Annotated in this window: 19 protein-coding genes; 11 read left to right on the top strand and 8 right to left on the bottom strand. The window is 52.8% G+C overall.

Annotation, left to right across the window (positions count from 1 at the left end; translation table 11 throughout):
• Positions 1 to 92: 92 nt before the first annotated feature.
• The 5 genes from ACXAFR_RS21575 to ACXAFR_RS21555 all read right to left on the bottom strand — a co-directional run bounded on the left by ACXAFR_RS21575 (position 93) and on the right by ACXAFR_RS21555 (position 6,549).
• A complete protein-coding gene (locus ACXAFR_RS21575) occupies positions 93 to 3,215 on the bottom strand; it encodes an efflux RND transporter permease subunit (protein ID WP_475180838.1) in 3,123 nt (1,040 codons plus the stop codon).
• A 10-nt stretch (positions 3,216 to 3,225) separates the two neighbouring features.
• Positions 3,226 to 4,221, bottom strand: a complete 996-nt coding sequence (locus ACXAFR_RS21570; protein ID WP_475180836.1) for an efflux RND transporter periplasmic adaptor subunit — start codon at positions 4,219 to 4,221, stop codon at positions 3,226 to 3,228.
• A gap of 35 nt (positions 4,222 to 4,256) precedes the next feature.
• Positions 4,257 to 5,579: a TolC family protein gene (locus ACXAFR_RS21565; RefSeq protein WP_475180833.1), complete on the bottom strand. Its 1,323-nt coding sequence runs from the start codon at positions 5,577 to 5,579 to the stop codon at positions 4,257 to 4,259.
• Between the two features lie 146 nt (positions 5,580 to 5,725).
• On the bottom strand, positions 5,726 to 6,100 hold the full coding sequence (locus ACXAFR_RS21560) for a hypothetical protein (protein ID WP_475180830.1): 375 nt from the start codon (positions 6,098 to 6,100) through the stop codon (positions 5,726 to 5,728).
• A 23-nt stretch (positions 6,101 to 6,123) separates the two neighbouring features.
• Positions 6,124 to 6,549, bottom strand: a complete 426-nt coding sequence (locus tag ACXAFR_RS21555; RefSeq protein WP_475180829.1) for a metal/formaldehyde-sensitive transcriptional repressor — start codon at positions 6,547 to 6,549, stop codon at positions 6,124 to 6,126.
• 14 nt (positions 6,550 to 6,563) lie between these two features.
• Here ACXAFR_RS21555 and ACXAFR_RS21550 point away from each other — a divergent pair, with 14 nt between their 5' ends.
• The 6 genes from ACXAFR_RS21550 to ACXAFR_RS21525 all read left to right on the top strand — a co-directional run bounded on the left by ACXAFR_RS21550 (position 6,564) and on the right by ACXAFR_RS21525 (position 12,726).
• Positions 6,564 to 7,268, top strand: coding sequence for a FadR/GntR family transcriptional regulator (locus tag ACXAFR_RS21550; RefSeq protein WP_475180826.1), 705 nt, complete (start codon positions 6,564 to 6,566; stop codon positions 7,266 to 7,268).
• Positions 7,269 to 7,617: 349 nt separating this feature from the next.
• The gene (locus ACXAFR_RS21545) at positions 7,618 to 8,211 is read left to right on the top strand and encodes a MarR family winged helix-turn-helix transcriptional regulator (RefSeq protein ID WP_475180825.1); all 594 of its coding nucleotides are present in this window, start codon (positions 7,618 to 7,620) and stop codon (positions 8,209 to 8,211) included.
• 111 nt (positions 8,212 to 8,322) lie between these two features.
• The gene (locus ACXAFR_RS21540; RefSeq protein WP_475180824.1) at positions 8,323 to 9,636 is read left to right on the top strand and encodes an FAD-dependent oxidoreductase; all 1,314 of its coding nucleotides are present in this window, start codon (positions 8,323 to 8,325) and stop codon (positions 9,634 to 9,636) included.
• 21 nt (positions 9,637 to 9,657) lie between these two features.
• Entirely contained in the window at positions 9,658 to 11,028 is a 1,371-nt protein-coding gene (locus ACXAFR_RS21535; protein ID WP_475180821.1) for an MFS transporter, read from the top strand.
• Positions 11,009 to 12,298, top strand: a complete 1,290-nt coding sequence (locus tag ACXAFR_RS21530; RefSeq protein ID WP_475180820.1) for an aconitase X — start codon at positions 11,009 to 11,011, stop codon at positions 12,296 to 12,298. The genes ACXAFR_RS21535 and ACXAFR_RS21530 overlap by 20 nt, the downstream gene beginning before the upstream one ends.
• Positions 12,295 to 12,726: an aconitase X swivel domain-containing protein gene (locus ACXAFR_RS21525; protein ID WP_475180815.1), complete on the top strand. Its 432-nt coding sequence runs from the start codon at positions 12,295 to 12,297 to the stop codon at positions 12,724 to 12,726. The genes ACXAFR_RS21530 and ACXAFR_RS21525 overlap by 4 nt, the downstream gene beginning before the upstream one ends.
• A gap of 5 nt (positions 12,727 to 12,731) precedes the next feature.
• Here the strand turns inward: ACXAFR_RS21525 and ACXAFR_RS21520 are convergent, their stop codons facing one another.
• Entirely contained in the window at positions 12,732 to 13,337 is a 606-nt protein-coding gene (locus tag ACXAFR_RS21520; RefSeq protein ID WP_475180812.1) for a MarR family winged helix-turn-helix transcriptional regulator, read from the bottom strand.
• 173 nt (positions 13,338 to 13,510) lie between these two features.
• On the opposite strand from ACXAFR_RS21520, the gene ACXAFR_RS21515 reads away from it, so the two are divergent.
• The 5 genes from ACXAFR_RS21515 to ACXAFR_RS21495 all read left to right on the top strand — a co-directional run bounded on the left by ACXAFR_RS21515 (position 13,511) and on the right by ACXAFR_RS21495 (position 24,179).
• On the top strand, positions 13,511 to 14,452 hold the full coding sequence (locus tag ACXAFR_RS21515; RefSeq protein WP_475180810.1) for a TauD/TfdA dioxygenase family protein: 942 nt from the start codon (positions 13,511 to 13,513) through the stop codon (positions 14,450 to 14,452).
• A gap of 220 nt (positions 14,453 to 14,672) precedes the next feature.
• Positions 14,673 to 17,873 carry a TonB-dependent receptor domain-containing protein gene (locus tag ACXAFR_RS21510; protein ID WP_475180808.1) on the top strand — a complete coding sequence of 1,067 codons (3,201 nt, stop codon included), beginning with the start codon at positions 14,673 to 14,675 and terminating at the stop codon, positions 17,871 to 17,873.
• 310 nt (positions 17,874 to 18,183) lie between these two features.
• The gene (locus ACXAFR_RS21505; protein WP_475180805.1) at positions 18,184 to 21,393 is read left to right on the top strand and encodes a TonB-dependent receptor domain-containing protein; all 3,210 of its coding nucleotides are present in this window, start codon (positions 18,184 to 18,186) and stop codon (positions 21,391 to 21,393) included.
• Between the two features lie 56 nt (positions 21,394 to 21,449).
• Positions 21,450 to 23,621 (top strand): PQQ-dependent dehydrogenase, methanol/ethanol family, encoded by a 2,172-nt coding sequence (locus ACXAFR_RS21500; RefSeq protein WP_475180803.1) that lies wholly within the window; start codon positions 21,450 to 21,452, stop codon positions 23,619 to 23,621.
• Between the two features lie 15 nt (positions 23,622 to 23,636).
• Positions 23,637 to 24,179 carry a hypothetical protein gene (locus ACXAFR_RS21495; protein ID WP_475180799.1) on the top strand — a complete coding sequence of 181 codons (543 nt, stop codon included), beginning with the start codon at positions 23,637 to 23,639 and terminating at the stop codon, positions 24,177 to 24,179.
• 60 nt (positions 24,180 to 24,239) lie between these two features.
• On the opposite strand, the gene ACXAFR_RS21490 is transcribed toward ACXAFR_RS21495, so the two are convergent.
• Together ACXAFR_RS21490 and ACXAFR_RS21485 are read right to left on the bottom strand one after the other, a co-directional pair.
• A complete protein-coding gene (locus tag ACXAFR_RS21490) occupies positions 24,240 to 25,211 on the bottom strand; it encodes a 2-hydroxyacid dehydrogenase (RefSeq protein ID WP_475180797.1) in 972 nt (323 codons plus the stop codon).
• A 115-nt stretch (positions 25,212 to 25,326) separates the two neighbouring features.
• Entirely contained in the window at positions 25,327 to 25,737 is a 411-nt protein-coding gene (locus ACXAFR_RS21485) for a GFA family protein (protein WP_475180794.1), read from the bottom strand.
• Positions 25,738 to 25,755 lie beyond the last annotated feature (18 nt).

Below are 25,755 nucleotides of genomic sequence, written 5' to 3'. Positions count from 1 at the left end.
AATAAGCAGGTAAACCCAGATAGAAAAAGCCGTAATTCGTGATACCAAGTATCACGAATTACGATGCATTGTTAATCTAACAACACGAATTGTTATTCTAATATCGGGCGGGTTTTGCGCCCATGCACCCAGTGATAAAGCGCCGGCAAAACCACCAAGGTAAGCAGAGTTGACGATAGGATACCGCCGATCACTACGGTCGCTAAAGGTCGCTGTACCTCGGCACCAGTACCGGTATTCAACGCCATTGGCACGAAACCCAGACTCGCCACCAGAGCCGTCATCAGCACCGGTCTCAGACGTGTCATGGCGCCACGGATTACCGCTTGATTTAGATCCGCGGTATCACGCCAGAGATCTTTGATAAAGGTGATCATAACCAGTCCATTGAGTACCGCGACACCCGACAGGGCGATAAACCCCACCCCCGCCGAGATAGAAAGCGGCAGATCGCGCAACCAGAGTGCGAGCACACCGCCGGTTAACGCCAAGGGCACCCCGGTAAAGATGATCAGCGCATCTTTAAACGAGCCGAACGCCAACACCAAAAGACCGACGATGATCAGCAATGTCGCGGGCACAATAATCGCCAGGCGCTGGCTTGCCGCCTGCAATTGCTCAAAGGTGCCACTGTAAGTCACCCAATAGCCAGCCGGTAATGACACATCACGGGCGACACGCGCCTGTACATCGGCCACAAAACTACCGAGATCCCGATCGCGAACGTTAGCGGTCACCACAATGCGACGTTTACCGTTTTCGCGGCTGATTTGAGCGGGTTCTGGTTTGAGTTGGATATCGGCAATTTCGCTGAGGGGCACATAACCGCCATCCGGCAAAGACACCGGCAGAAAGCGCAAACTGTCGACGTCCTTGCGAATCTCCTCAGGTAAGCGCACCACCAGATCAAAGCGCCTATCGCCATCGTAAATTAACCCAGCCTCTGTGCCGCCAATACCGGTCGCTAACAGATCCTGAACGTCATCGATGGTTAAACCATAGCGCGCCAACGCCAATCGCTTTGGCAAAATCGACAGCATGGGTAAGCCTGTCACTTGCTCCATGCGCGCATCTGCAACACCAGGAACCCCTTGTAGGACGGCCAGTATCTCCTGGGCGCTTTTAACCAACTGGTCGAGATCGTCGCCAAATACCTTGATACCAAGATCGGCGCGAACCCCAGAGATCAATTCATTGAAACGCATTTGAATGGGCTGGGTAAATTCGTAATTGTTCCCGGGCAATTCTTGTAACGATGCCTCTATGGCAGCCACCAAATCTTCTTTACTGCGTTCGGGATCCGGCCACTCAGACTTAGGCTTTAGAATGACAAAGTTATCGGCAACATTAGGCGGCATGGGATCCGTTGCCACTTCCGGTGTGCCGATTTTTGCAAAGACTTTATCGACTTCGGGAAACGACATAAGTCGCGCCTCAAGCTGTTCCTGCATTTTGACCGATTGCTCCAGCCCGGTACCGGGAATGCGTAGCGCATGGAGAGCAATATCCCTCTCATCCAATTGAGGGATGAATTCCGAGCCCAGGCTTGTTGCCAGCCATGCGCAAGCCACAACCAATAAGGTCGCGCAGCCGATAACCCAAAGGCGGAATCTTAACGCTAAGATCAAAAGTGGCTGCAACATCGAGCCAGCCACGTGAACGATCTTACCCTCCTCTTCCCGAACTTCGCCCGATAGGAATATCGCCACGGCAGCGGGCACCAACGTCAAAGACAGCACCATGGCAGAGAGCAGGGCCATAACCACGGTCGCCGCCATGGGGTGAAACATTTTGCCTTCCACGCCCGTCAGCGCAAAGATGGGGAGATACACAAAAGTGATAATGGCCACACCAAACAGACTCGGTCGAATGACTTCAGCCGTCGCTTGATACACCAAGGTTAAACGCTCTGTAAGCGGCAGCAATCGGCCTTCCGTTTTTTGGGTGACGGCAAGCCGACGGATACAGTTTTCCACAATAATGACCGCTCCATCGACGATCAAACCAAAATCCAACGCGCCGAGACTCATCAGATTGGCAGATACACCGGTTTTCACCATACCGGTAATCGTCATTAACATGGCGAAAGGAATCACAGCGGCGGTGATCAATGCGGCACGTAAATTACCCAACATTAAAAACAGCACGACAATGACCAGCAGAGCCCCTTCTAACAGATTTTTCTGCACGGTGTGGATGGTTTTATCGACCAGGCTGGTGCGATCATACACAGACTCGACAACCACGCCCTTCGGTAGAGAGCTTTGAATCTGCTCAAGTTTAGAGGCCACTTGTCGGGCGACGGTGCGAGAGTTTTCGCCCACCAACATCATCGCCGTGCCCATGACGGTTTCCCGCCCATCGCGGGTGGCAGCGCCGGTCCGCAATTCTTTGCCGATCGCGACCTCGGCAACATCTCTCACCAATACCGGCTCACTGCCATGGCGAGCGACCACCAGGTTTTCAATGTCATCAATGGTTTCAAGCTGCCCAGGAGAACGCACCAGCAATTGCTGCCCTTCTCGCTCGATAAACCCAGCGCCCCGATTGTTATTGTTGGTTTGCAGCGCCTTCACGATATCGGCCATGGTGAGCTGCAGCTCTAACAACCGCTGAGGATCCGGTAATACGTGATACTGTTTATCAAACCCGCCAATGGTATTGATCTCCACCACACCTTTGACCTGTGCCAACTGAGGCTTGATGATCCAGTCCTGAATTTCTCGCAGTGCGGTCGCTGTGTACGGCTGTCCATCATCCTGAACGGCATCTGGTTCGGCTTGTACGGTGTAGGTAAAAATCTCACCCAGTCCGGTTGCGACTGGCCCCATTTGCGGCTCCAGCCCCGCAGGTAAAGCACTTTTAATAACGGAGAGTCGCTCGTCGATCAGATTGCGGGCATGGTAAATGTCTGTCCCTTCCTGAAAGACCACCGTGACCTGGGATAACCCATAGCGCGACAGCGAGCGCGTGTAATCCAACTCCGGCAAGCCATAGAGCGCTGTTTCTACCGGAAAGGTGATGCGCTGCTCCACTTCCAGAGGTGAATATCCCGCTGCCTCAGTATTAATCTGAACTTGAATGTTGGTAATGTCTGGCACGGCATCAATAGGCAGGCGCTGATAGCTCCACAGTCCGAGAGCCACAATGAAAAACACCAGACACAGGATGAGCCAACGCCGCTCGATAGAGAGGCGCAATATTGAATCAATCACGTTTCTCTCCTCAGTGCTCGTGGGCTGCGCCGGATTTTTCGATGTCGGCTTTGATCAGGTAACTCTGAGACACAACGTATTGCTCACCGGCGTTAACACCCGCGGTAATTTCCGTATGTCGCCCATCCGTTCGCCCCAACACAACAGGCCGAGCTTCAAACTGATCGCCCTCCTTTACGAACACCACCGTCGTGCCGTCCAGATCCTGTAGGGCACGATTGTCGACCACAAGGTTCACCGCTAGAATTTCGGCGTCGATTTCGGCGCTCACCAAATCCCCTGGCGCCATGTCGCCATCACGGTTGACCAACTCAACACGGGCGATCACATAGGGTTGCCCCTCTCCCGCGGGAGCGACCGTCTGCAGTTGACTGTCATGTTCATGACGATTGTGGACAATGTGTACCGACTGACCCGGCGCCACTTCAAAACGCTGGCTTGGAAATATTTTCAGTTCAGCCCAAAAGTTGCGATCATCCACCAGGCGGAATAACGGCTGCGGGCCGGTCATCTCTCCCACATTTCCGGACTGAGCTTGAATAACGCCGGAAATCGGTGCAAGCACCGTGTAATCTTGCAGGCTCTCGTTGGATTCGATGGTCGCTAACCGGTCACCTTTCGCAACCCGGTCGCCGATTCGGTGGCGCACCTCTTTAATGAGCCCTGGGAATCTGGCCGCGACAGCCGCCTGCTGAGAAGGCGGCGACACCAATCGACCAAACACACGGATGTGCCTCTCAATCGTACCGGACTCAACGGTCGACAGTGTAATGCCGGATTGTTCAGCCATCTCCGGGCTGATGCTGACGTGCGTTCCTTCCTCGTCATCATGATCGCCGTGTTCGTGATGGTTTGAATGCGCCTCTTGTTCGTCGTGATGATCATGATCCTCGTGTTCATCATGCTCGACAGCGGCGAAAAGATTACCGGCAGCGCCGACACCCAGCGCCATGATCATCAGAGGCAATCGCAACCGGGAAAAAAGTCTTGGGTAAACAGTACTCATAATTCGTATTCCTAAAAAATCGATGCGACAGCAGACTAACGAGTCAGCTCGGCGTCTTGGGTGTGCGGGTTTGATCTATGAGATTCGGCAGTGAGAGGTTCAGCCGTGAGCTGCTCAATCAATGCCTGGTTCAGCAATGCCGATGCGGCTTGATCGATCCCCGCCAAACGGGCGTTGAGTAAGGCTTCTTGAGCGGCCACCCATTCCAGGTAACCGTAGCTGCCCCGTTCGTACGCTTTTTGCGTTTCCCTAAGTGCATCCCGCAACATCGGCAAAATGCGTGTCTGAGTCTCCTCGGCAGCAGCCGATTGTTGTTGACGCAGTTCCCAAGCCTCAAAGAGGCGAGCTCTGATGTTAGCCGTCTTTGCTTGGCGTTCGACGTCAACGGCATTCCGCTCTGCCAGGGCCGCATCCAGATTGCCGCGATTGCGCCGGGCCGATGCCAGTGGTGCAGACAATCCCACGGTGAAAGCTCCGTCGCCAGAGTCTTCAAAGTAACGCACACCAAGGCTCCACTGAATATCGCTGTAGGCCTGGCTGCGAGCCAGCGCCACCTCAGCATCGCGCACACGCGCTTCGCTGGTCAGCAGACCCATGGCGGGCGAGGCGTCAACCCGCGCAAGAAGCGCATCGAATGGGTCAGTCGGTGGCAGAGCGAACAGATCCCCATTCAAAACATCAAAATCTGGCGCTGTGTCCATCCATAAGCTGGCCAACTGCACATAACCGACTCGCAGACGACTTTGCAGCTGTGCCTGTCGTTGCTGGGCGGTCATTAACGCCACATTCGCCCTGAGCGCTTCCGCCCTTGGCGACGCGCCCCGATCCACGCGGGCTTGGATTAATGTCAAGGTGTCGGCGGCAAGCGTGGTCGCATCTTTAGCAACCCTGAGCTTTTCCTGCAGCGAGAGAACGGCAATAAATCGCTGGGTCACCCCAGCTAACAGATCCAGTGCCTGAGCCTGCCGCTGAATTTGAGCGCGCCCATAGCGAGATTCAGCAACGCTGACGCGGGCATTGCGTTTACCCCCCAGCTCGACAAGGGAAGACAAAGATAAGGTGACTTCAGCACTGTCGAAATCCTGATAATCCCCTCCTCCTGCGAGGTTCTCCACCTCCATGCCAAGCTGATAGGCGGGGCGCAGATCTGCAGAACGCTTTTGCGCGGAGAGCGCCTGTAAACGCCACTGAAAAACCTGCAGGTCGGGATTCTGCTCCAGCACCCGTTGGGTAGCCTGTTGCAGCGTTAAACTGTTTTGAGCCTTGGTGGGCGAACTGCACAGCAAGGCCACCAACACGACAGAAGACACTTTGGCGATACCCCAGCGGACCGCCTGCCTTCGAAAAACCATGAACATGATATGAATCCTGAATCAAACAATGAGAATCAGGAGGCGCAAAAGCGTCAAAGACATCACGGAGGCACTGCGTCTTAGAACGTCAGCCCGACCGTTTCATAATGCCCCTGGAGAATAAAACACCTCCCAAGCGATTTGACGGCGGATCAGGCGATGGGTGGACGGTCGATACGATAGGATCGGTAGGAAGGTTGGTTAACAGCGGACGGTGTCCCAGGGATACTGGGTCGCGCCAGTGTCAGAGAAAAATCTTCGGTTATGGCCGAATGATGACAGTGCCCATGACAGAGACAACAGTGATCGCAGGCATCATCTGAATGGTCTTCAGAGTCCCCGGTGATTGATGCCAGTGGAAAATCGACACTCTCGACATGGGGGGATGTGTGGTGGGAATCTTGATCGATGACATCTGCACCAGCGGCAGACTCAAACGCGGCAAAGAAGAACTGCACCAACGACACCAGTACCAACAGACACGCAGTCCGTTTTAAGGCGGTGAATTGCAGTGAGAAATACATCATTGGCCGGTTGTGGGAAACATCAGTTATTTAAGATAGGAGCGCAATACGTTAATCACCTCATCGAGGTCGGCTTCGCGCTCCTCTGGTGAGACATCGTGTGCGCCAAGATGTTCTCTTATATGCCCTTCCAATACAACCCCCATGAGTCCATTGACAGCCCCTCGCACCGCCGCAATCTGCTGCAACACTTTGATGCACTCGCCCTCTTGCAGCAGCAGCTTTTCCAAACCGTCGGCCTGACCGCGAATGCGTCTAACCCGGGCAAGCAGCTTGTCACGATCTTTAATGGTATGGGGCATAGAGAACAACTCGAGAAGTATACTGGGGGTCAGTATATTTGGAGCATCGAGGAAGTCAATCTCGGGACAGTTAGAAGCCCCCGGCTCACGGGCAATTGGCTTGACTAATTTACCACCAATTGTATTCTGAACGCCTAACAAACACGACATGTCCCCAGGCCCCCATGAAAGTTGAAGCCGTCAAAGTTCGCAGACTCTACATTGAAGTCGCCACCCAATTGGAACATCAAATTCGAGCTGGAAATATTCGCGCCGGCGAACGCCTGCCGTCTGAACGGGATCTTGCAACACGCTTTGAAGTCAGCCGCCCCACCATTCGAGAAGCCATGATCGCGCTGGAGATTGCAGGTCTGGTTGAAATTAGAACGGGGTCCGGCATCTACGCATTACCCATCGGTGGCGATATTGGTCATACCACTTTGGACGACGTACCTGGCCCCTTCGAAGTTCTTGAAGCGCGCCTCCTGATCGAATCGGAAGCTGTCTGCCTCGCCGCCGCGAGGATCACCAAAGAACAATTGCGTATACTCGATGGCGCCGTGCGCGTTATGGAAGATTCTTCAGCCTCCGAAAAAGAGCAGGAAGACGCCGATCAACGGTTCCACTGCACGATCGCCGCCGCTACCGATAACAGCGCCATTGGCGCCTACGTAAAATGGCTGTGGCAACTGCGTAACGATTCGGTGCTCAGCTCCACCTTCCATCAACGCGTTCGCGACCTGGGCGTGCACCCTTACGTTGAGGAACACCGCAAGATTCTCAATGCACTGCGCCTGCGCGACCCGATGAGAGCTAAAGCCGCCATGCACGCGCACATTTCCAATGCCATCGAGCAGGATATTTCCGTGCTGGAATTGGATGAGCAATAAACAGACGATTCGCCTTTGTCCCGGATAATTTAACCTGATACTGGAGCCGGTAAGTTTCGGCTTGGTGTTTACTGTCCTCCCTCAACACGCCGTCAATGCACTTTCCGATCAACACTGAATAAAGCACTCGCTCACGACACCGGTCGCAGAATCCATATACCTTGTCGAATACCGAATCAGGCCCAGACCGAAACGCATCGCCATGATAAGAGAGCAAATAACCTCATGGCTCAATGAATCGGGTTAAAAAAGGTTACCAGACGCAGCGGGTCATTGCGGAAAATGATAGGATGCTAACACTATCCCGCCCATCCGACACCTATTATGAGTGTTGAAGAGAAACGCCCCCATGCCGAATTTCGAGAAAAATGCCCCAGGCTCTGCACCCGAATCGCCACACGCGGAGAAAGATGGCCGTTTTGACTCCGCCTACGCCCTACCCTATCAGCAACAGTATTATGCCCCCGGCTCGATCGATGAAATTTACTTTCAGCTCACCCGCGCCGTGGTTCTGGCGGGTCGCAAGTGGCGAAAAGTGGCCAATGGGGAATTGCGCACCATCGGCCAAAGTCAGGCCCGCTGGGAGGCATTATTTGTCATTGCATTTGCCGGAGGTGAAATCAGTCAGCGTCAGCTGGCAAAGCTTCTGTCCATTGAAGCGCCGACCCTGGTGAGAATGATCGACACATTGGAAACAGAAGGCTTGATTGAACGCGTTCCCGATGCGAATGACAAACGCCAAATCAACAATCATTTAACCGTTGCAGGCCACGCGGTGGTGGATGAAATAAAGCAATTAACCGATGGGCTCCGCCTGACGCTCTTTCGGGACATTTCCCTGCAGGACATCGAAATCACCCAACGAGTGATGAGCCAGATGATTGAGCGACTCGATAATTTTGAAACACAGGGTTCCAAAAACGTCGCTAAAAACACAAAATAACGATAGCATTCTAACGTTTTTCGGCGTTAGTATTTCCTGGCAGCACAAAAACCAATAACGAAAGCCCGGCTCCTCTCTTGTGTAGTACGGGCCACTGCACAGGACGCATCTATGGCACTCGACCGCCCGTTCGATCCAGAAACACGCGTAGTATCCCGACGTCACGCCAGCACGATAACGCACCAACACTTTGATATTTGCATCGTTGGTTCTGGCGCTTCCGGAATGAGTGCAGCTATAGAAGCCGCTCGCGCCGGCCGCCGCGTCGTCCTTGTCGATGGACTGCCGAGCTTAGGCGGACAGGCTGTCAACTCGATCATCGGCATGTTTTGCGGGCTGTATTCTGCCAACCCTAACGGCCGCCAACTGGTGCACGGTATCGCCGATGAGCTGATCTCCGAACTCAGCGCCGCGGGCGATGCCCACATCAAACCCGGCGGAGTTATGAACGTCGTGATGTACAACGAAGTTGCCCTGGGTCGCTGGATGGAAAAAACCCTTATTAAAAGCGGTGTCACACCCCTGTCCGGCGCCATCATTCGCCAGGTCAATCGCGACGGTCGGCGAATATCATCACTGGAAATCGCAACTCGCTATGGCGATTTACGGATTTCAGCAGATGGGTTTATCGACGCAACAGGAGATGCAGCCCTCACCTGGCAGGCTGGCTGCGATTGCAGAGTTCATGGCAATGGACAGATCTACGGATCGCAGATGTTGATTATTGAAGATTTCAATGGGGACGCCATGCCCGATTGGGATGCCATGGCCAAACGAATTTATGATCGCGGTCAACACTACGGCATGATGCGACGGGATGGTTTTACCGCCAGCTTTCCCGGGCGTAACGTCGCCATGGTCAATATGACCCACATCGAAACACCGCTGGATCCGTTCGACGCCGCCGCCAAGCAAATCGATGGCAAAGAGCAGGCAGACCGCACCTTGCACTTTTTGCGCAATGAATTTCCCGACGCCTTCGGCAAGGCGCGCATTCGCGCCTACGGACTGCCGGGTATACGACAAACCCGCTGGATCGTTGGCGACTATCACCTCACTACCGAAGATGTGCGTTCAGCTCGCTGGTTTGACGATGCCATCGCTCGCTGCGCCTGGCCTCTCGAGCAACATCACAACCGCGAGGGTTATGTGTGGGAAGTATTTGGTCCAGATCATATCCATACCGTCCCTTTACGGTCGCTGATCGTCGCCGGTGCCGACAATCTGCTGGCAATCGGACGTTGCATCGACGCGGATTCTACCGCCTTGTCGAGTGTGCGAGTAATGGGAACCTGTATTGCCATGGGCGCCGCTGCGGCCCATACCCTTGACCTCGCCAACGGCGGCAATGTGCGCGACGTCGACTACCAGCAACTGAGAGATCGCATTCGGCACAATTTGGAAGATGAGTCTCCAAAACAATAACAACCTGCAAGGACGAGACAGATGGAACCCACCACCAATCGACAGTTTGATGTCGCTGAGTTTCTGGAAAACCGAAAAATAAACCGCTTTGGCGTGCGGCTAATTATTATTTCCTGGCTGATCACGTTTTTTGACGGCCTCGACATGATGATGATTTCATTTACCGCACCCTACATGGTCGAAGACCTGAGTTTAACGAATCCGCAACTGGGTAATGTTTTTTCAGCGGGTATCTTTGGCATGATGCTCGGCGGCTTCTTTTTCGCCTACCTGGGCGATCTCATCGGGCGTCGTAAAACCATTATTGTCTCGGCCTTTGGGTTCGGCATCCTCACCGCAGCTACCGCACTCGCACAATCCTACCTGCAGTTGCTAACACTGAGATTTCTGGACGGATTCGCCATCGGCGGTATGTTACCTCTGGCATGGGCGTTAAACATCGAATACGCACCCAAGCGCCTGCGATCCACAGTCGTTACTCTGATAATGATGGGTTATGCACTAGGAGCCGGCGTCGCTGGCCCACTAACGAATGTACTGGCGCCGGGTTTTGGCTGGCAAGCTGTATTCCTGTTTGGCGGCGTGGGCACCTTACTGTGCGCGATATTATTGTTATTCACTCTGCCGGAATCAATTCGGTTTTTGGTCGCCAAGAAACGACAGCCGGAACTCGTGGAAAAAACGCTGTTTCACCTGGACCCGAGTGTTGCATTGCCACGCCCTCCGGTGTTTATTCTGGGAGACGAACCGGTCATCGAGAAAAATTTTACTGCAAATCAATTGTTTCAGGGGCGGCTCGCGTTAATCACCCCCCTGTTATGGATAGGCTATATAGCCAGCACACTGTCTATCTATCTCATGGCGAACTGGGGCCCTATTGTACTCGAAGAAGTAAGCATCGATCGCCAGACCGCAGCCTGGACTTCCTCCATCGCCAGTGTCGCAGGCGCCATCGCAGGTCTGGCATTAATGCGCTTTACGGATCGATACGGACCCTTTGCCGTCGCATTTTTTCCCATTCTGGCGGTGCCGTTATTGCTATACACCGGGCTGGCGCCACTACAACCGATGGCGTTCCTGTTGTTCTCCCTGATTGCCTCAACCCTGGTATCCGGCGCTCACTTTGGTATTCATTCCATTGCCGGCATCTATTATCCCAGTGCCATCCGTGCAAACGGCGCTGGCTGGGCAACGTCGATCGCCAAATTTGGCGGTATTGCCGGTCCCATCTTAGGCGGCTTATTTTTAGCCAGTGAAGCCGACGTCGAGCGAATTTACGCGTTGCTCGCCATCTGCCCTGCCCTGTTGGCGCTAGCCGCCCTCACCATCGGCGCCGTGATTCGCAAGCCGCGTTTAGCGAACGGAGAGGATTATGTTGAAGCTAACAGCTGAAGAACAAGACATGGCCTCAGGCAAACACGGCGCAGCAGCAGAAGCGGCCATGGACTTGTTGATCCGCTACGCTGAGGCCCTGGATGCAGACCGCTTTGTCCCCTGTGAAAACGTGGCCGGCGTACCCGGCTCCTCTTCTCCCTGGCTGAAACAACAATTTCACGCAGATGGCGGAGACTATCGCGCCGTTTTCTGTCGGTTTGATCTCGACGCCGACACAGTGTTCGATATCCCACCAATGACAGGAAACGCCTGCCACCTTCAGGGCGGCATGGATCCCGTGCTCTGGCGGGAGCAAGGCTTTGCAGCAGACGCTTTCAACAATTTTCAGTCCGATGAAAATGCCTACACATCCCACAACATTCGACCACTAAAAACCTGTACCCCCTATCTCGCCGGCAACCGCCCTGAATTTGGCGAACACTGTGCCTGGATGGAAAGTTCCGCAGTGGTTTTTTGCAATTCCGTACTCGGAGGACGCACCAATACTGAAGGTCGGGAATCCACCAGTGCTGCCATGATTGTGCATCGTATTCCCGATTGGGGGTTTCACCGGGAGGACCAGCGCCAGGGCGACATCTTGATTCACGTCGAACATCCCACACATTCGTTATTTGATTGGGGATTGTTAGGTTACTTTGTCGGTGGGCAGGTTCAAGAAAGAATTCCCGTTATCCAGGGTGACATCAATCGGCCCCAACTGATCGATCACAAACACTTTGGTGCTGCAGCCGCCTCGTCCGGCGGCGTTGAAATGTACCATATGATTGGTATCACGCCAGAGGCACCGACACAACACGCCGCCTTTGGCGGGCGCAAACCACTACAGGTTATTCACTATGGCGCGGCCGAACGACGCGACACTTACGACAACCTGAACCGTAAAGGGCATTGCACTGATGTGGATTTCGTCATGCTTGGCTGCCCCCACGCCGCGCTGGAGCAGCTCAAAGATATTGCCAGAATGCTGGAAGGCCGTAGAGTGAAAGAGTCGACAGCACTCTGGATATTTACATCAAGAGCCGTCAAGCAAAAAGCGGACGAGTTGGGATACATCACGATGGTTCGCATGGCCGGAGGCATCATCATGACCGATACCTGTTCATCGATCAGCCAAATCATTCCACCGGGTACACGTACCGTTGCGTTAGACAGTGCAAAACAAACCCATTACCTGCCTGCCTTTATGGGGGTTGAAGCTTGGTACGGCCGTACGTCTGACTGCATTCAAGCGGCTATTACAGGACAATGGCAAGGAGAGCTTTTATGACGCTGGCCAGATCGCAACAAGTGATGGTCTTTCACGGTAGAGGCATTGTAAAAGGCCAGGCAACGGGACTGGCACTGGTGACACGCGACACCATTTCCGGGTGGGGAGGCATAAACCCCATGGCCGGCACCATCATTGAAACTCGCCACGAATTGGTTGGCCAGTGTTTTACCGACAGGATACTGGTCTTTAGAGGCGCGAAAGGTTCCTCCGGCTGGTCGGCGATGTTTCATACCGCAAGGCTGGCCGGAAAAGCACCCGCCGCAATGATCTTTACAGAAATGACCACCAAAGCCGCGCTGGGTGCCGTGGTCACCCATGTGCCGACAATAACCGACCTGGATGCCGATCCCTTTGCGATCATTGAAACTGGAGACCGCGTCGACATCGACGCTGACCGTGGAGAGATTCGGGTATTTAAGCGTTGAACGGCTTAGGAATCGTCTTTAAGACGATCAAATATTTTCTGTAATACAGAGGAGCACACACGGAGTTCCTCTTCGGATAATTCGGCCAACATAGCCGCCCGCTCCTTATCCAGAATAGGTTGAATTTTTGCCATGACTTTGTCGCCTTTAGATGTGAGATGTACCAGTTTAGAGCGGCCATCCTGAGGATTGTCCCGACGATGCACCAAACCTTCTTCCACCATTCCGTCGATAACGCGAACCAAGGTTGGCCATTGAACGCGCAGTCGTTTTGCCAGGTCACTCATGGTGGCCGGTTGTTCAGCAAAGCTCAGGGCAAACATTGCCTGCCAACGCGCACGAGTCTGACCGGTTTCTTTGCGCAGAATATTATCGATACGATTCACCCAGCTGCGGCTGGCCAGAACAAGCAACCGAGACATTCGAAATTCGACATCAAGACGGCTGCCCAAGGGGTAAAAATCCTTATAATTAATCCACCATTGTTCAAATTCACCGCCGCTTGGCGTGTTGTCACGGCGAAAATTTACCGCTTTTTCAGTAACGTTTTTTTGTGAAGGTGATTTTTTTGCTGCAGAGCTTTTTTCTGTTGAGACGTTTTTTTTTACCATATAGAGACTCTCAAACCGATAGACAGTGAATGAACCATACGTGAAGGTAGAAGCTCTGGTCAATGCGATCAATTGATATTAAAAAAGAGCTGAATTTTAGGTTCTAACCATTTACCTACCATGGTAGAGTTATTTTTATCTCACCATAATAATGACAACTGAGGCCATCCATCATGTTAAACGTCGTACCGATACTGCCGCGCTTTGGCGCTGAAATTTCTGGCATCAATATCGCCGCCCCTCTCTCAGATCAAGACCGACAGGACATTCTAAAAGCCATGAATACCTGGGGCATAGGCGTCTTTCGAAATACCGGTCTGACCGATAAATCTCACATAGAGTTCAGTCGATATTTCGGACACTTGGAACTGGCACCAAGGCGCCCGGGCATGAGAACGCGGTTAGCATTTCCGGAATTGTTTGACGCAGGCAATCTCGATTTGGACGGGAACATTAATCGCGATCCAGCGGCGGATACCTACGCCAAAGGCAATCGACTTTGGCATACCGACGGTTCTTATATGCAAAGACGAAATGCCTATTCGCTGTTGCTGGCTCACCGCTGTCCATCCCAAGGTGGCGAAACCTGGTTCGCCGATACCCGCAGCGCCTATGAAGATCTACCGAATTCCATGAAAAAACGTATCGAAAATCTTCAAGCAGAAAACTCTCTGTGGTGGTCCCGCAAAGTCGGTGGTGCCGATATCAGCGATGAAAAAATTAACGCCGGGTTAAAGGCCGTCCACCCTATCGTTCATGTGCATAAGGGTTCCGGTAGAAAAGCCCTGTTTGTTGCTGCGCATACAAAAGACATTATCGGCCTTCCCCAAGAGGAAGGACGAGCCCTCATCCGGGAGCTCATTGAGTTCGCCACTCAACCTCAATACATTTTTAATATTAAATACCAGCCCGGTGACCTCGTAATATGGGATAACCTTTGCTCCATGCACAAAGGCGGTGAATTCGACACCGCCAATGAAGCCAGAGACATGCGCCGTACAACCGTGAGAGAAAGCTTGCCGGGTGATAATGACGACGATGACCCCTATGCACAACTCTGGAAAGAAATGCCAGATTCCTTAAAACCTCAGTCCTCACGTCAGAAATCAAACTGAATACGATAGACTCTTTTACGAAAGACGCTCGCTTTTCTTCAGCAACTCAACCAGCAACACTGTCCAGTAATCGCTGAACATTGTGTAGCAGGGATGCTGCATCGAGCCTATAGGAATGTATTTACAGCCGGTTAGTTACTCCGTGGATTCCTTGCAAATGACACAGTAGTAACAACCGATGATCGAGCGAAAACATACAATAATAAATGAGAGGTATTCCATGTCATCCAAGACCCTTCCGGCTTGCCTATCTACCGGTATTTTTCTGTTTGAAATTCTCCATACACCCACGGCCATCGGTCAAACGACACCCCAGAATGATGATACTGTTATAGAGGAAGTTGTCGTAACCGGCTCTCGTATACAGCGGCGCGACTATCAGGCAGAAAGTCCCATCGTCACCGCTGATAGAGATTTTCTCGACAATTCCTCCACCGCAGCCATAGAAAACAGTCTCAACAAATTGCCTGGGTTTACACCGGTACAAACACCATCACTGGGCAGTGACACACAAGTAACCGCAACCAGCACCCCGGGAGCCGCAACCGTTTCATTACGCAATCTCGGCACCAATCGAAATCTGGTGCTTATCGACGGACGTCGCGCGACACCGGCAAATGCGTTAGGCGTCGTCGATATCAATACCATTCCCGCCGCCGCGATCGAGCGGGTAGAAATCATTACCGGTGGCGCATCAGCAACCTATGGCGCTGACGCGGTAGGAGGCGTGGTCAATTTTATACTCAAAGACGATTTTGAAGGTATGCAGGTCGACCTTCGTCAGGGTGTTACCGAACACGGAGGCGGCAAAGAGGTATCCTTAAGTGCGCTTATGGGCACCAATTTCGACAATGATCGCGGGAATATCACCATTGGTATTGCTCGAACCGATCGCAATCGTGCCGACAGTATTGACCGTGACTGGTTTGTCGACGCATGGGAAGATCCTCGCTTCGCTGCGACGGAATTTTTCCCGGATTTTTCTGCATTTCAGCCCTATGGGCCCGTCAATCCGACTCAAGACGCCATGGATTCCATTTTCACGAATGGGCAAGTTGCAGCTGGAACCCGCATTTATTTCAATACCGATGGCACGGCGTTTACAGGATTTCGCAGGAGTATCAACGATGGCGCCTATCGCTTTAACGGCGACCTCAGCGGTCCCAAGTGGGTACAAACGGTCGATGGTGCTCTTAAGCAAAATTTCATCGAAGAGCTCGCAGTACTGCCCCTCGAACGCGACAATTTTTACCTCAATGGCAATTACGAAATTACGGATTCTCTATCAGCCTTTATGCGAGCCGACTATACCAGTGTAAAAACCACCACCATGCAGCAACCTTCCCCCTCAGTGAATGGTTGGGCGGCTTTAGTACCTGCTGACGGCCGTAATCTTCCCACAGAGCTACAAACCATACTGGACAGCCGAGAGATTCCCGCCGACATCAATGCGGCAGAATTTCAAGATTTCTACGTCGACGAACTCAATTGTGACCCCAACTCCACACCGGGAGCTGCAGGTTCTGGAGCCACCTGTGATTGGCAGCTTACTTACTACCTTAACCAGGCGAATAGACAGGCGGATACCGAGGTGAATACCTATAACATGGTATATGGCGTGGAAGGCGAAATCGCCGCTACGGATTGGACTTGGGAGCTATACGGATCACGCGGAGAGTCGTCAACATCCTCCTTGGTCACAGGTACCGCATCACTAGAGCGATTCCGCGCACTGATCGCAGCCCCCGATTGGGGCGCGGGATTCACTCAACAAGGAAACCCGCTGTTCGGTGGATTTGGTGCCGCCAGTGCCAGCTGTACCAGCGGCATGGATCCATTTAACAAAGACAACGTCTCACAGGATTGCCTCGATGCGATCGCTGCCAACTTAAAAACCCGGGCCACCATGACCCAGGAAGTATGGGAAATCAACGCTCAAGGCGGCCTGTTTCCTCTGCCTGCCGGAGACGTCAGAGCAGCCATCGGCGCATCGAAAAGAATCAACGACTACACGTTTATCAATGATACTCTGACCTCTCAAGGTTCGTCCTTTCAGGATCAGGCTATCGGAATCTATCCGAGCGGCGACTCCAGCGGTGATATCCGTGTCGAAGAGTTCTACGCAGAACTCTTAATACCGGTAGCATCAGAACTGCCCCTTATTGACGACTTGGATCTCAACCTAGGTGGTCGCTACTCAGACTACAACACCACCGGTGAGACCTTTACCTGGAAAGCGATGCTCGACTGGCAGGTCGACTCGCATTTACGTGTAAGAGGCGGATACAACAAAGCCATTCGAACGCCCAACATCGCAGAGCTCTATCTGGCCCCCGCGCAGAGCTTTACGGCTGCCGGCGGTGGCGATGTCTGTCGGGTCACGAACGCTCTCGATTATTCAGCCAATCCTTCAGTCAATGCGAACGCCGCGAACGTCAGAGCCGTCTGCGAGATACTGATGGACCGCCAGCTGGCGGGGTCATCGGATGTGTTTTATTCCGACGAAGATTACTACTTAGCACAAGGACCGGCATTCGCCTTTCCAACACTTATCGGGAATCCCGATGTTCAGGAAGAAGAAGCCGAAACCTGGACCCTAGGTTTCGTCATCGACTCTCCGATAGAAACCGGATGGTTAAGTCAACTTAGGGCAACCATCGACTACTATCGTATCGAAGTCGACAATGCCATTGGTCCACAAACCCTCGATACCGTGCAATTGCAATGTTTTGATCCTTCTTATAATCCACTGATCGCAAACAACCCTTCCGCAGCAGCTGCTCAGGATGCCTGTCAGCAAATTGGGCGAACCGCCGGTGATGGCGCACTGGGAAATGTCGAAGTCACCTATCTCAACAGCGGCCGCTTTGAAACCGAAGGGGTTGACTTGCAGCTTGACTGGTCGTTTGACGTTGGTCCCGGCACCTTTCAATTTAACTCGCTGGTCAACTATTTAATCGCCTTAAAATCCGCCGCCCTGCCCACGGCACCACTGGTAGACTATGCGGGAACCTTAGGCCCATCGGGCAGTAATGCTATCGCAGAAAATGGGCTCAATCCTGGCGCCTTCGAATGGAAAATGCTAAACACCTTTAGCTATTTGTTTGGCTCCGGTGGCATCTCCTTGCAGTGGCAGCATTTACCTTCAGTAAAATCCATCACTTATCCGCAAGATCCTGAAACCACATTCAAAGGCGCGCCTTCTTACGATTTGTTTAATCTATCGATGAATTGGGGTTTTGGCGAAAGCGTATTTTTGCGCCTGGGCATCGACAACTTGATGGACGAAGAACCCCCATTGACAGAATACAACACCGCCACCAGTGGACTGGCAAATAGCGTCGGTGGTAGCCCTCTCAACGCCTATTTTTATGACCTTGTCGGGCGCCGGTATTACGCTGGATTAAGCGTGCGTTTTTAGAAAGCTGAACCGCTGCTCAAGGAACATTTGTGCAGCGGGATTTTTTTAATTCGCTTTTATTAAAAATGGAATAATTGCGAATTTTTTAGCACTCAAGCGAAACCCAATAGATAAAAATGGCGCCACGAAAAATCTCGATTGATAAATGTAGAAAGATAGGTAAACTGATCCAATCGATGTCGAGCAGTGGTCGCTAACACGATAATCAGCGTCACCATTGCCATAGAACCCATAGAGTTTTGGTTTTCAGGAAGCGGATTCTTCTTGTTGCCCTGCAAAAAATAACAATAAAAAATATGGAGGTTTATCGATGTTTCTAACCCATAATCTGCTGTTAAACCGCGTCGCCCTAACCTGTGCCAGCGCACTTTACCTGTGCTGGCCACTATCTAGTGCCCAGGCTCAATCAAATCAAGATACTGATGAAGTACTTGAAGAAGTGGTCGTCACGGGAACTCGCATTCAAAGGCGGGACTATGATGCAGAGAGTCCAATAGTAACAGTTGATAAGGAACTCTTTGAAAAATCATCGACCGCAGCGATGGAATCCAATCTCAACAAATTGCCGGGATTTACCCCGGTCCAAACCCCCTCTCTCGGCGGCGATACTCAAGTCACTGCGACCAGTACACCGGGTGCGGCTACCATTTCATTGCGTAACCTCGGCACCAATCGCAACCTGGTCCTCATTAACGGGCGCCGTGCAACGCCTGCCAATGCCCTGGGCGTTGTCGACATCAACACCATACCGGCTGCAGCGATAGAACGTGTGGAAGTGATCACCGGTGGTGCGTCCGCCACCTATGGCGCAGACGCCGTTGGCGGCGTCGTCAATTTCATTTTAAAAGACGATTTTGAAGGATTGCAGATCGACGGACAGTCGGGAACGACTGAGCACGGTGACGGCGAAGAATATTCGTTAAGCGCACTTATGGGGACGAATTTTGACGATGATCGCGGCAACATCACCATTGGCATCGCCCGTACCGATCGCAGCGCCGCAAGCCGTATTGACCGCCCCTGGTTTGTCGATGCCTGGGAGGATCCTCGTTTCGCCGGAACAGAATTTTTCCCCGATTTTTCAGCCTACCAACCCTACGGCAACGTAAATCCAACCCAGGCATCTATGGACGCCATTTTTACGCCGGGTGCTGTTCCTGCGGGCAGCAGGCTGTACTTTAACGAAGACGGCACCGCGTTTACTGGTTTTTTTCAAAGCGTGCCTGGTGGCGCCTATCGCTTTAATGGCGACACCTCCGGGACCAAGTGGGTGCAGACTGTCGATGGAGCTTTAAAGCAAAACTGGACAGAAGAGTTGGTCATTCTTCCACTGGAAAGAGACAACTTTTATCTCAATGGCAATTACGACATCAATGAAAGTCTGGGTGCTTTCTTTCGCGCAGATTATACCAGTGTCAAAACCCAAACCGTGCAACAGCCGTCACCGTCTGTAAACGGGTGGTCAGCGCTGATCCCGGCCGATGGTCGCACAGTACCCGATGAATTAGCCGATGTCCTGGCCAGCCGAGAAATTCCCGCTGGTATCGATGCCGATACGTTTCAGAATTTATATGTCGATACCTTGCATTGCGACCCGACAGCGCCCCCCGGTGCAGCCGGATCTGGCGCGTCCTGTGATTGGCAATTGACCTACTACTTGAATCAATCCAATCGCGAAGCCAGCACCGAAGTCAGCACCTACAATATGATCTTTGGACTGGAAGGCGCTTTTGAAGATATTGATTGGACTTGGGAGCTCTATGCCTCTCGAGGAGAATCCTCGACGTCGTCAACGGTCACAGGAACGGCATCCTTAGAGCGCTTTCGCACCATTCTGGCGGCGCCCGATTGGGGGGCCGGATTCTCCCAGCAAGGGAATCCACTGTTTGGTGGCTTTGGTGCTGCCAGTGCAACCTGCACCAGCGGATTCGACCCGTTTAATAAAGGCAATGTTTCTCAAGACTGCCTCGATGCCATCAGAGCGGATTTAAAAACACGCTCGACGATGCAACAGGAGGTTTATGAGTTTAATGCTCAAGGCAAGCTCTTCGAGTGGGGCCCAGGGGAAGTGCGGGCAGCCATTGGTGCGACCCACAGAGAAAACACCTATGAATTCCTCAATGACACGCTCACCTCTCAGGGCTCGTCATTTATGGATCAGGCTATTGGCATCTATCCCAGTGGAGACTCTGGCGGCGACATTAAAGTCGACGAAGTCTATGCAGAACTGTTAATTCCGCTGATCAGTGACCTGCCGCTTATCGATAATTTTGATCTGAACATTGGCGCGAGACATTCAGATTACAGCACGACCGGAGAGACCTTTACCTGGAAAGCGATGTTGGATTGGGGTATTAACGAAAAACTGCGAGTTCGCGGCGGTTTTAACAAGGCAATTCGGACACCAAACATTGCAGAGCTCTATCTCGCACCGGCACAGAGCTTCACCGCCGCAGGTGGCGGAGACGTTTGCCGACTCACCAACGCACTCTCCTATTCCGCCAATCCTGGCGCCAATGCCAACGCTGCAAATGTACAGGCCGTTTGCGAAATATTAATGGATCGTCAGCTTGCTGGCACATCCGATGTATTCTACTCTGATCCGGCGTTTTATGCGGCTCAAGGCGCGGCCTTTGCGTTCCCAACGCTGATTGGCAATCCCGAGGTCGATAACGAAGAGGCAGAGACCTGGACGATTGGCATGGTGATCGACTCACCGTTTGACGATGGCATTTTTGCACGTATGCGCGCGACCATCGACTATTACAGCATTGAAGTTGAAGACGCTATCGGTCCTCAAACCCTCGACAGCGTCCAACTTCAGTGTTTCGATCCGTCGTACAACGCCGCGATTCTTACAGATCCCACAGCCGCTGCCAATGCGGAAGCCTGTCAACAAATCGGTCGTGTTGCGGGAGACGGCGCACTGGGTAATGTCCAGGTAACCTACCTCAACAGTGGCCGCTTTAAAACGGAAGGCATAGATCTTCAGTTTGATTGGGCCTTTGATGTGGGCCCTGGAACCTTTAGCTACAACGCTCTGGTCAACTATCTAATTACTCTTAAATCAGCGGCCTTACCGACAGCATCTCTGGTTGAATACGCCGGCACACTGGGCCCCTCGGGCAGCAACGGAGTTGGCGAAAACGGGCTAAACCCTGGCGCTTTCGAATGGAAGATGCTGAGCACCTTTGGCTATTCCTTTGGCCCGGCTGCGGTATCGCTGCAGTGGCAACATCTGCCCTCGGCTAAATCCATTACCTACCCTTCTGACAACAGCACGCCCTTCAAAGGCGTTCCTTCCTACGATCTGTTTAACCTTAATCTCAGTTGGGCCTTTGGGGACTCCGCCGTGGTCAGGTTGGGTGTAGACAATCTTTTGGACGAAGAGCCTCCACTGACGGAATACAATCAAGACACCAGTGGGCTGGCGACCAACGTCGGCACCACACCAATCAATTCCTTTTTCTATGACTTGATTGGTCGCCGTTACTACGCGGGCGTCTCGTTTCGATTTTAACCATAGACCTCGCCGCTCTCGGGAGCGGCCAACAACAAGAATAAACGGTTTCGGAGATGATGATGTTACGCGTACTGGCTAACGTATTCGCCGCAGCGCTGGTATTTTCGACATTAGATGCAAACGCCAAGCCTCTGTCGACCCCATCACCGCCCGCAAAAACTGCCGGTCAAATCGATAATCAACGACTGCTTGCAGCGGATGGGGACGATGATAATTGGCTGAGTTATGGCAGGACCTACAGTGAACAGCGCTTCAGTAAACTGACGGAAATCAACGCGGGTAATATCGAGCAACTGGGGTTGGCTTGGTCTGTAGAACTCGATACCAATCGAGGCCAAGAGGCGACGCCTATCGTTGTCGACGGCATCATGTATATCAGTACGGCTTGGTCAAAAGTCATGGCGATAAACGCGGTCACGGGAGCTTTACTATGGCGCTACGATCCCCAGGTGATCGGCGCAAAAGCCGCCCACGCCTGTTGCGACGTGGTCAATCGCGGTGTCGCCGTTTGGAAAGGCAAGGTGTTTGTCGGTACTTTAGATGGCCGATTGATTGCTCTCGATGCCGCAACAGGAAAAGAAGTCTGGTCGACGCTGACCATCGACCAGCAGAAACCTTACACGATTACCGGTGCGCCACGTGTCTTTAAGGATAAAGTCGTAATCGGCAACAGTGGCGCTGAAATGGGCGTGCGCGGCTATCTTTCCGCCTATGACACAGAGAACGGAGAATTGGTCTGGCGTTTCTATACCGTCCCTGGTAACCCCGCAGATGGACCCGATGGCGCCGCCTCCGATGAGGCCTTTGCCAAATTTGCAGGCGCGACCTGGCACGGCAACTGGTGGGAAATGGGCGGCGGCGGCACGGTTTGGGACTCCATCGTCTACGACCCGGATTTTGATCAACTCCTGGTTGGTGTCGGCAATGGTTCCCCCTGGAATCATCGCGCTCGCTCCGATGGCAAAGGTGATAATCTGTTTTTGTCATCGATCCTTTCACTCGATCCGGACACCGGTCACTACCGCTGGCACTACCAAGTTAACCCCGGAGAAACCTGGGATTTTACCGCGACGCAGCAGATAACCCTCGCCGAGCTAACCATTGCCGGCCAACAACGAAAAGTCGCAATGCAGGCACCGAAAAATGGATTTTTCTACGTCATCGATCGCGCAGATGGAACACTGATTTCTGCCGAGGCCTACGCCCCCCAAAACTGGGCTGAACGAATCGATCTAACCACAGGTCGACCAATAGAAAAGCCAGAAGCGCGCTATGCCGATAAACCCTACCTAATCTATCCATCCGGGATCGGCGCCCACGCCTGGTTTCCCATGAGCTACCATCCCGACAAACAGCTGGTGTACATCCCCGCCATGATGGTTCCCCTCGCCTATGGCGATGATGCTAACTATGATCGTCACATTGGCCGCTGGAATACCGGGGTAAACTTTATCGCCCCGCCGCCCGGCTCTGTGCCGGGAGACACGCCCGCAGAACGACGCCAGTCACTCGTAAAAATGAATCGGGGCATGCTGATCGCCTGGGATCCGGTTGCGCAAAAACCCGCATGGAAAGTCGAGCAACCCTGGCCGTGGAATGGCGGCACACTGGCAACAGCAGGCAACTTGGTTTTTCAGGGTGGGCCCTATGGCTACTTTCGCGCCTACAACGCTGATACCGGCAGGGAACTCTGGAAGTTTCAATCCCACCGCGGAATCATGGCGGGCCCGGTAACTTACCGGGTTAATGGTGAGCAGTATGTGGCCGTACTCGGCGGCTACGGCGGCTCCATGGGCATGGCGACGCAATCGGATTTTATGCGGCGACCCGCCCCCAATGGCATTATGCTGGCGTTTAAGCTGGATGGTAATGCGGCTCTACCGCCATTGGCAGAAACCCATTTATCGCCCTACGTAACAACCGAAGAGACCTTTAACGAACAGCAACTTGCTGAAGGACAGTCCCAGTATTTCGAGTTTTGCTCGATCTGTCACACAGGCCCCAATACGCCGGATTTAAAACGCTCCCCGATCACCACAAGCGCAGCCGCCTGGCAAGCAGTGGTTATCGACGGCGCGAAAACGGATCAGGGTATGATCAGTTTTGCTCCCTACCTCACCACTGAACAAGCGGAAGCCGTGCGTGGTTATATTCTCCAGGAAGCCGCCAGTGCCGCAGCAGAAAAAACATCAAAAACCGCCTCCCTCTTGGCACCTCAAAAATGAACAGGAGACGATAAGATGAAAGCACACTCGTTTCTGAAGATGTGCGCTGTAAGCGCCCCTCTCTTCGCCGTTGCCGCAAATGGGACGGAAGCCATATCGACTCAATTACAGGCATGCGCAGAGATCGAAAACAATCAAAAACGACTGCGATGCTTTGAAGAACTTGCAGCGGATACAAACCCGGTGGTCCACACCCAAAGCACCACCAAGACAACACGTGATATTGCGGAAGCACCCACGTCTCCCCCAGAATCCTCCAACATCGAAGCCATTGAAAAACCCGCGTTTGGCTTTAGTCTTTACGAGCAACGGCAACAATCAGCAAACCATCAGGAAAGAACGTCGTTAACTGTAGTGGTTTCGAGCATCCAGGAAATCGGACCCGGCTATTGGCTTATTACCCTGGAGGATGGAGCCGTATGGCGCACGACAGAAACGCGCTCCAGCTTTCGACCTCCCCACATAGGCGATCATATTCAACTGCTCAAAGCGTCCTTGGGCGGCTTTATGGTTAAAGTGGGACGGCAAGGCGCTCTTTGGGCAAAGCGCCTGGAATAGACGTGTTTTAACGACGAGAACCGATAAATCTCATGATGCTGAGAGTCTGGCAGCGATGCCCTACAGGGCATCTGGCAGCTTGCTGCCCTCTGTAAAGGCCTGAATGTTTGCGACGGCACGCATCCCCATGGCTTCACGAGTCTCTTTGGTGGCACTGCCAAGATGAGGCAGCAGCACGACGTTCTCCAACGCCAGCAAGGCTTGAGGAACCTTTGGCTCCTCGGGAAAAACATCCAAGCCAGCCGCAAAAAGAGGCCCGTTGATAAGGCTATTGGCCAATGCATCGTGATCGATCACTGTACCCCTGGCGGTATTGACGAGAATGGCTCCAGGTTTTACTTTCGCCAACTCATTGGCACCAACCATGTGATGAGTTGCAGGACCGCCGGGTACATTCAGTGAAATAACATCCGCGCACGCGAGCAAATCATCCAGATGTTCAACCCGCTCCGCCCGCAACTCTTCGGCAAGCTCGGGCTCAATGGCACTGCGAGAAAAATAACGAATGTTCATACGAAAGCCGTGATGCGCCCGTCGCGCGATCTCGAGCCCGATTCGACCGAAACCCACCAACCCTAGCGTTTTATCTGCCAGAGAAGCACCCAACAGGTGTGTAGGCCGCCATCCAGTCCAGCGCTGACTGCGCACTTCTCTTTCGCCCTCGCCAGCACGTCGCGCAGCCATTAATATGAGTGTCAACGCCAAATCAGCCGTGGCATCGGTTAAGACACCCGGCGTGTTCGTCACAGAGATACCCACGTTCGCACAGTGGTCCACATCGATGTGATCAACCCCCACACCAAAATTGACCAAAAGTCGGGTTCTGCGCATTTCATTTCCAATAATCTCGGCATCGATTTTGTCGGAAACCGTCGGACAAATAATGTCGTAGTGATCAAATGCTCGATTCAGCTCCGCCGAGGACATCGGCTTATCCGACGTGTTTAATGTAACATCGAAAGACTTTTGCAAAACCTGCTCAACGCTTTCTGGCCACTGTCGAGTCAGCAATATTCGTGGTGCGGAAGACAATTGGAAACTCCTTTGGATAACCGCTCTAGCGGGTGTTTGCGCCTGGAGTATTATCGATATCAGCCAGGATGATCAGCACTATTATGCGAAAAACCGTCGTCAGTGTCGATGGCCGTTATAATTTGTCACCCGTCTCGAGCGCTCGATATTTCGGCCGATGATCGTCGATCGTGTACCAAGTTGCTTTTGAAGCCGCAAAGATATGGTGGGAAATGGTTTTGGATAATGGAGTTGTGACACTTCCCAGGCGGAGTCGTAACAATTCCGGCAGTTTATCCAATCGACTGTAGAGTGGACTTCCACAATGACTACAGAACCCTCGCCACTTGCCTGGGCTGGACTCGTATTCATGGATCGCACTCGTATCCGTCGTCCAGACAAATTCCGGTCGATTGACGGACGCAATCGCTGCAAACGCCGAACCCTGGGCTTGGCGACATTGTTGACAGTGACAGCACACAATTGGACCGATCTCGCCAGCATACTGATAGCGAACTGAGCCACACAAACACTGCCCCTCGATCATAGGTTAGCTCCAGGATTC

The sequence above is a fragment of the Pseudomaricurvus sp. ABR4_320 genome, assembly GCF_056159445.1.
The sequence above is the reverse complement of the archived record's forward strand: the minus strand, read 5'-3'. Positions and strand labels throughout refer to the sequence as shown.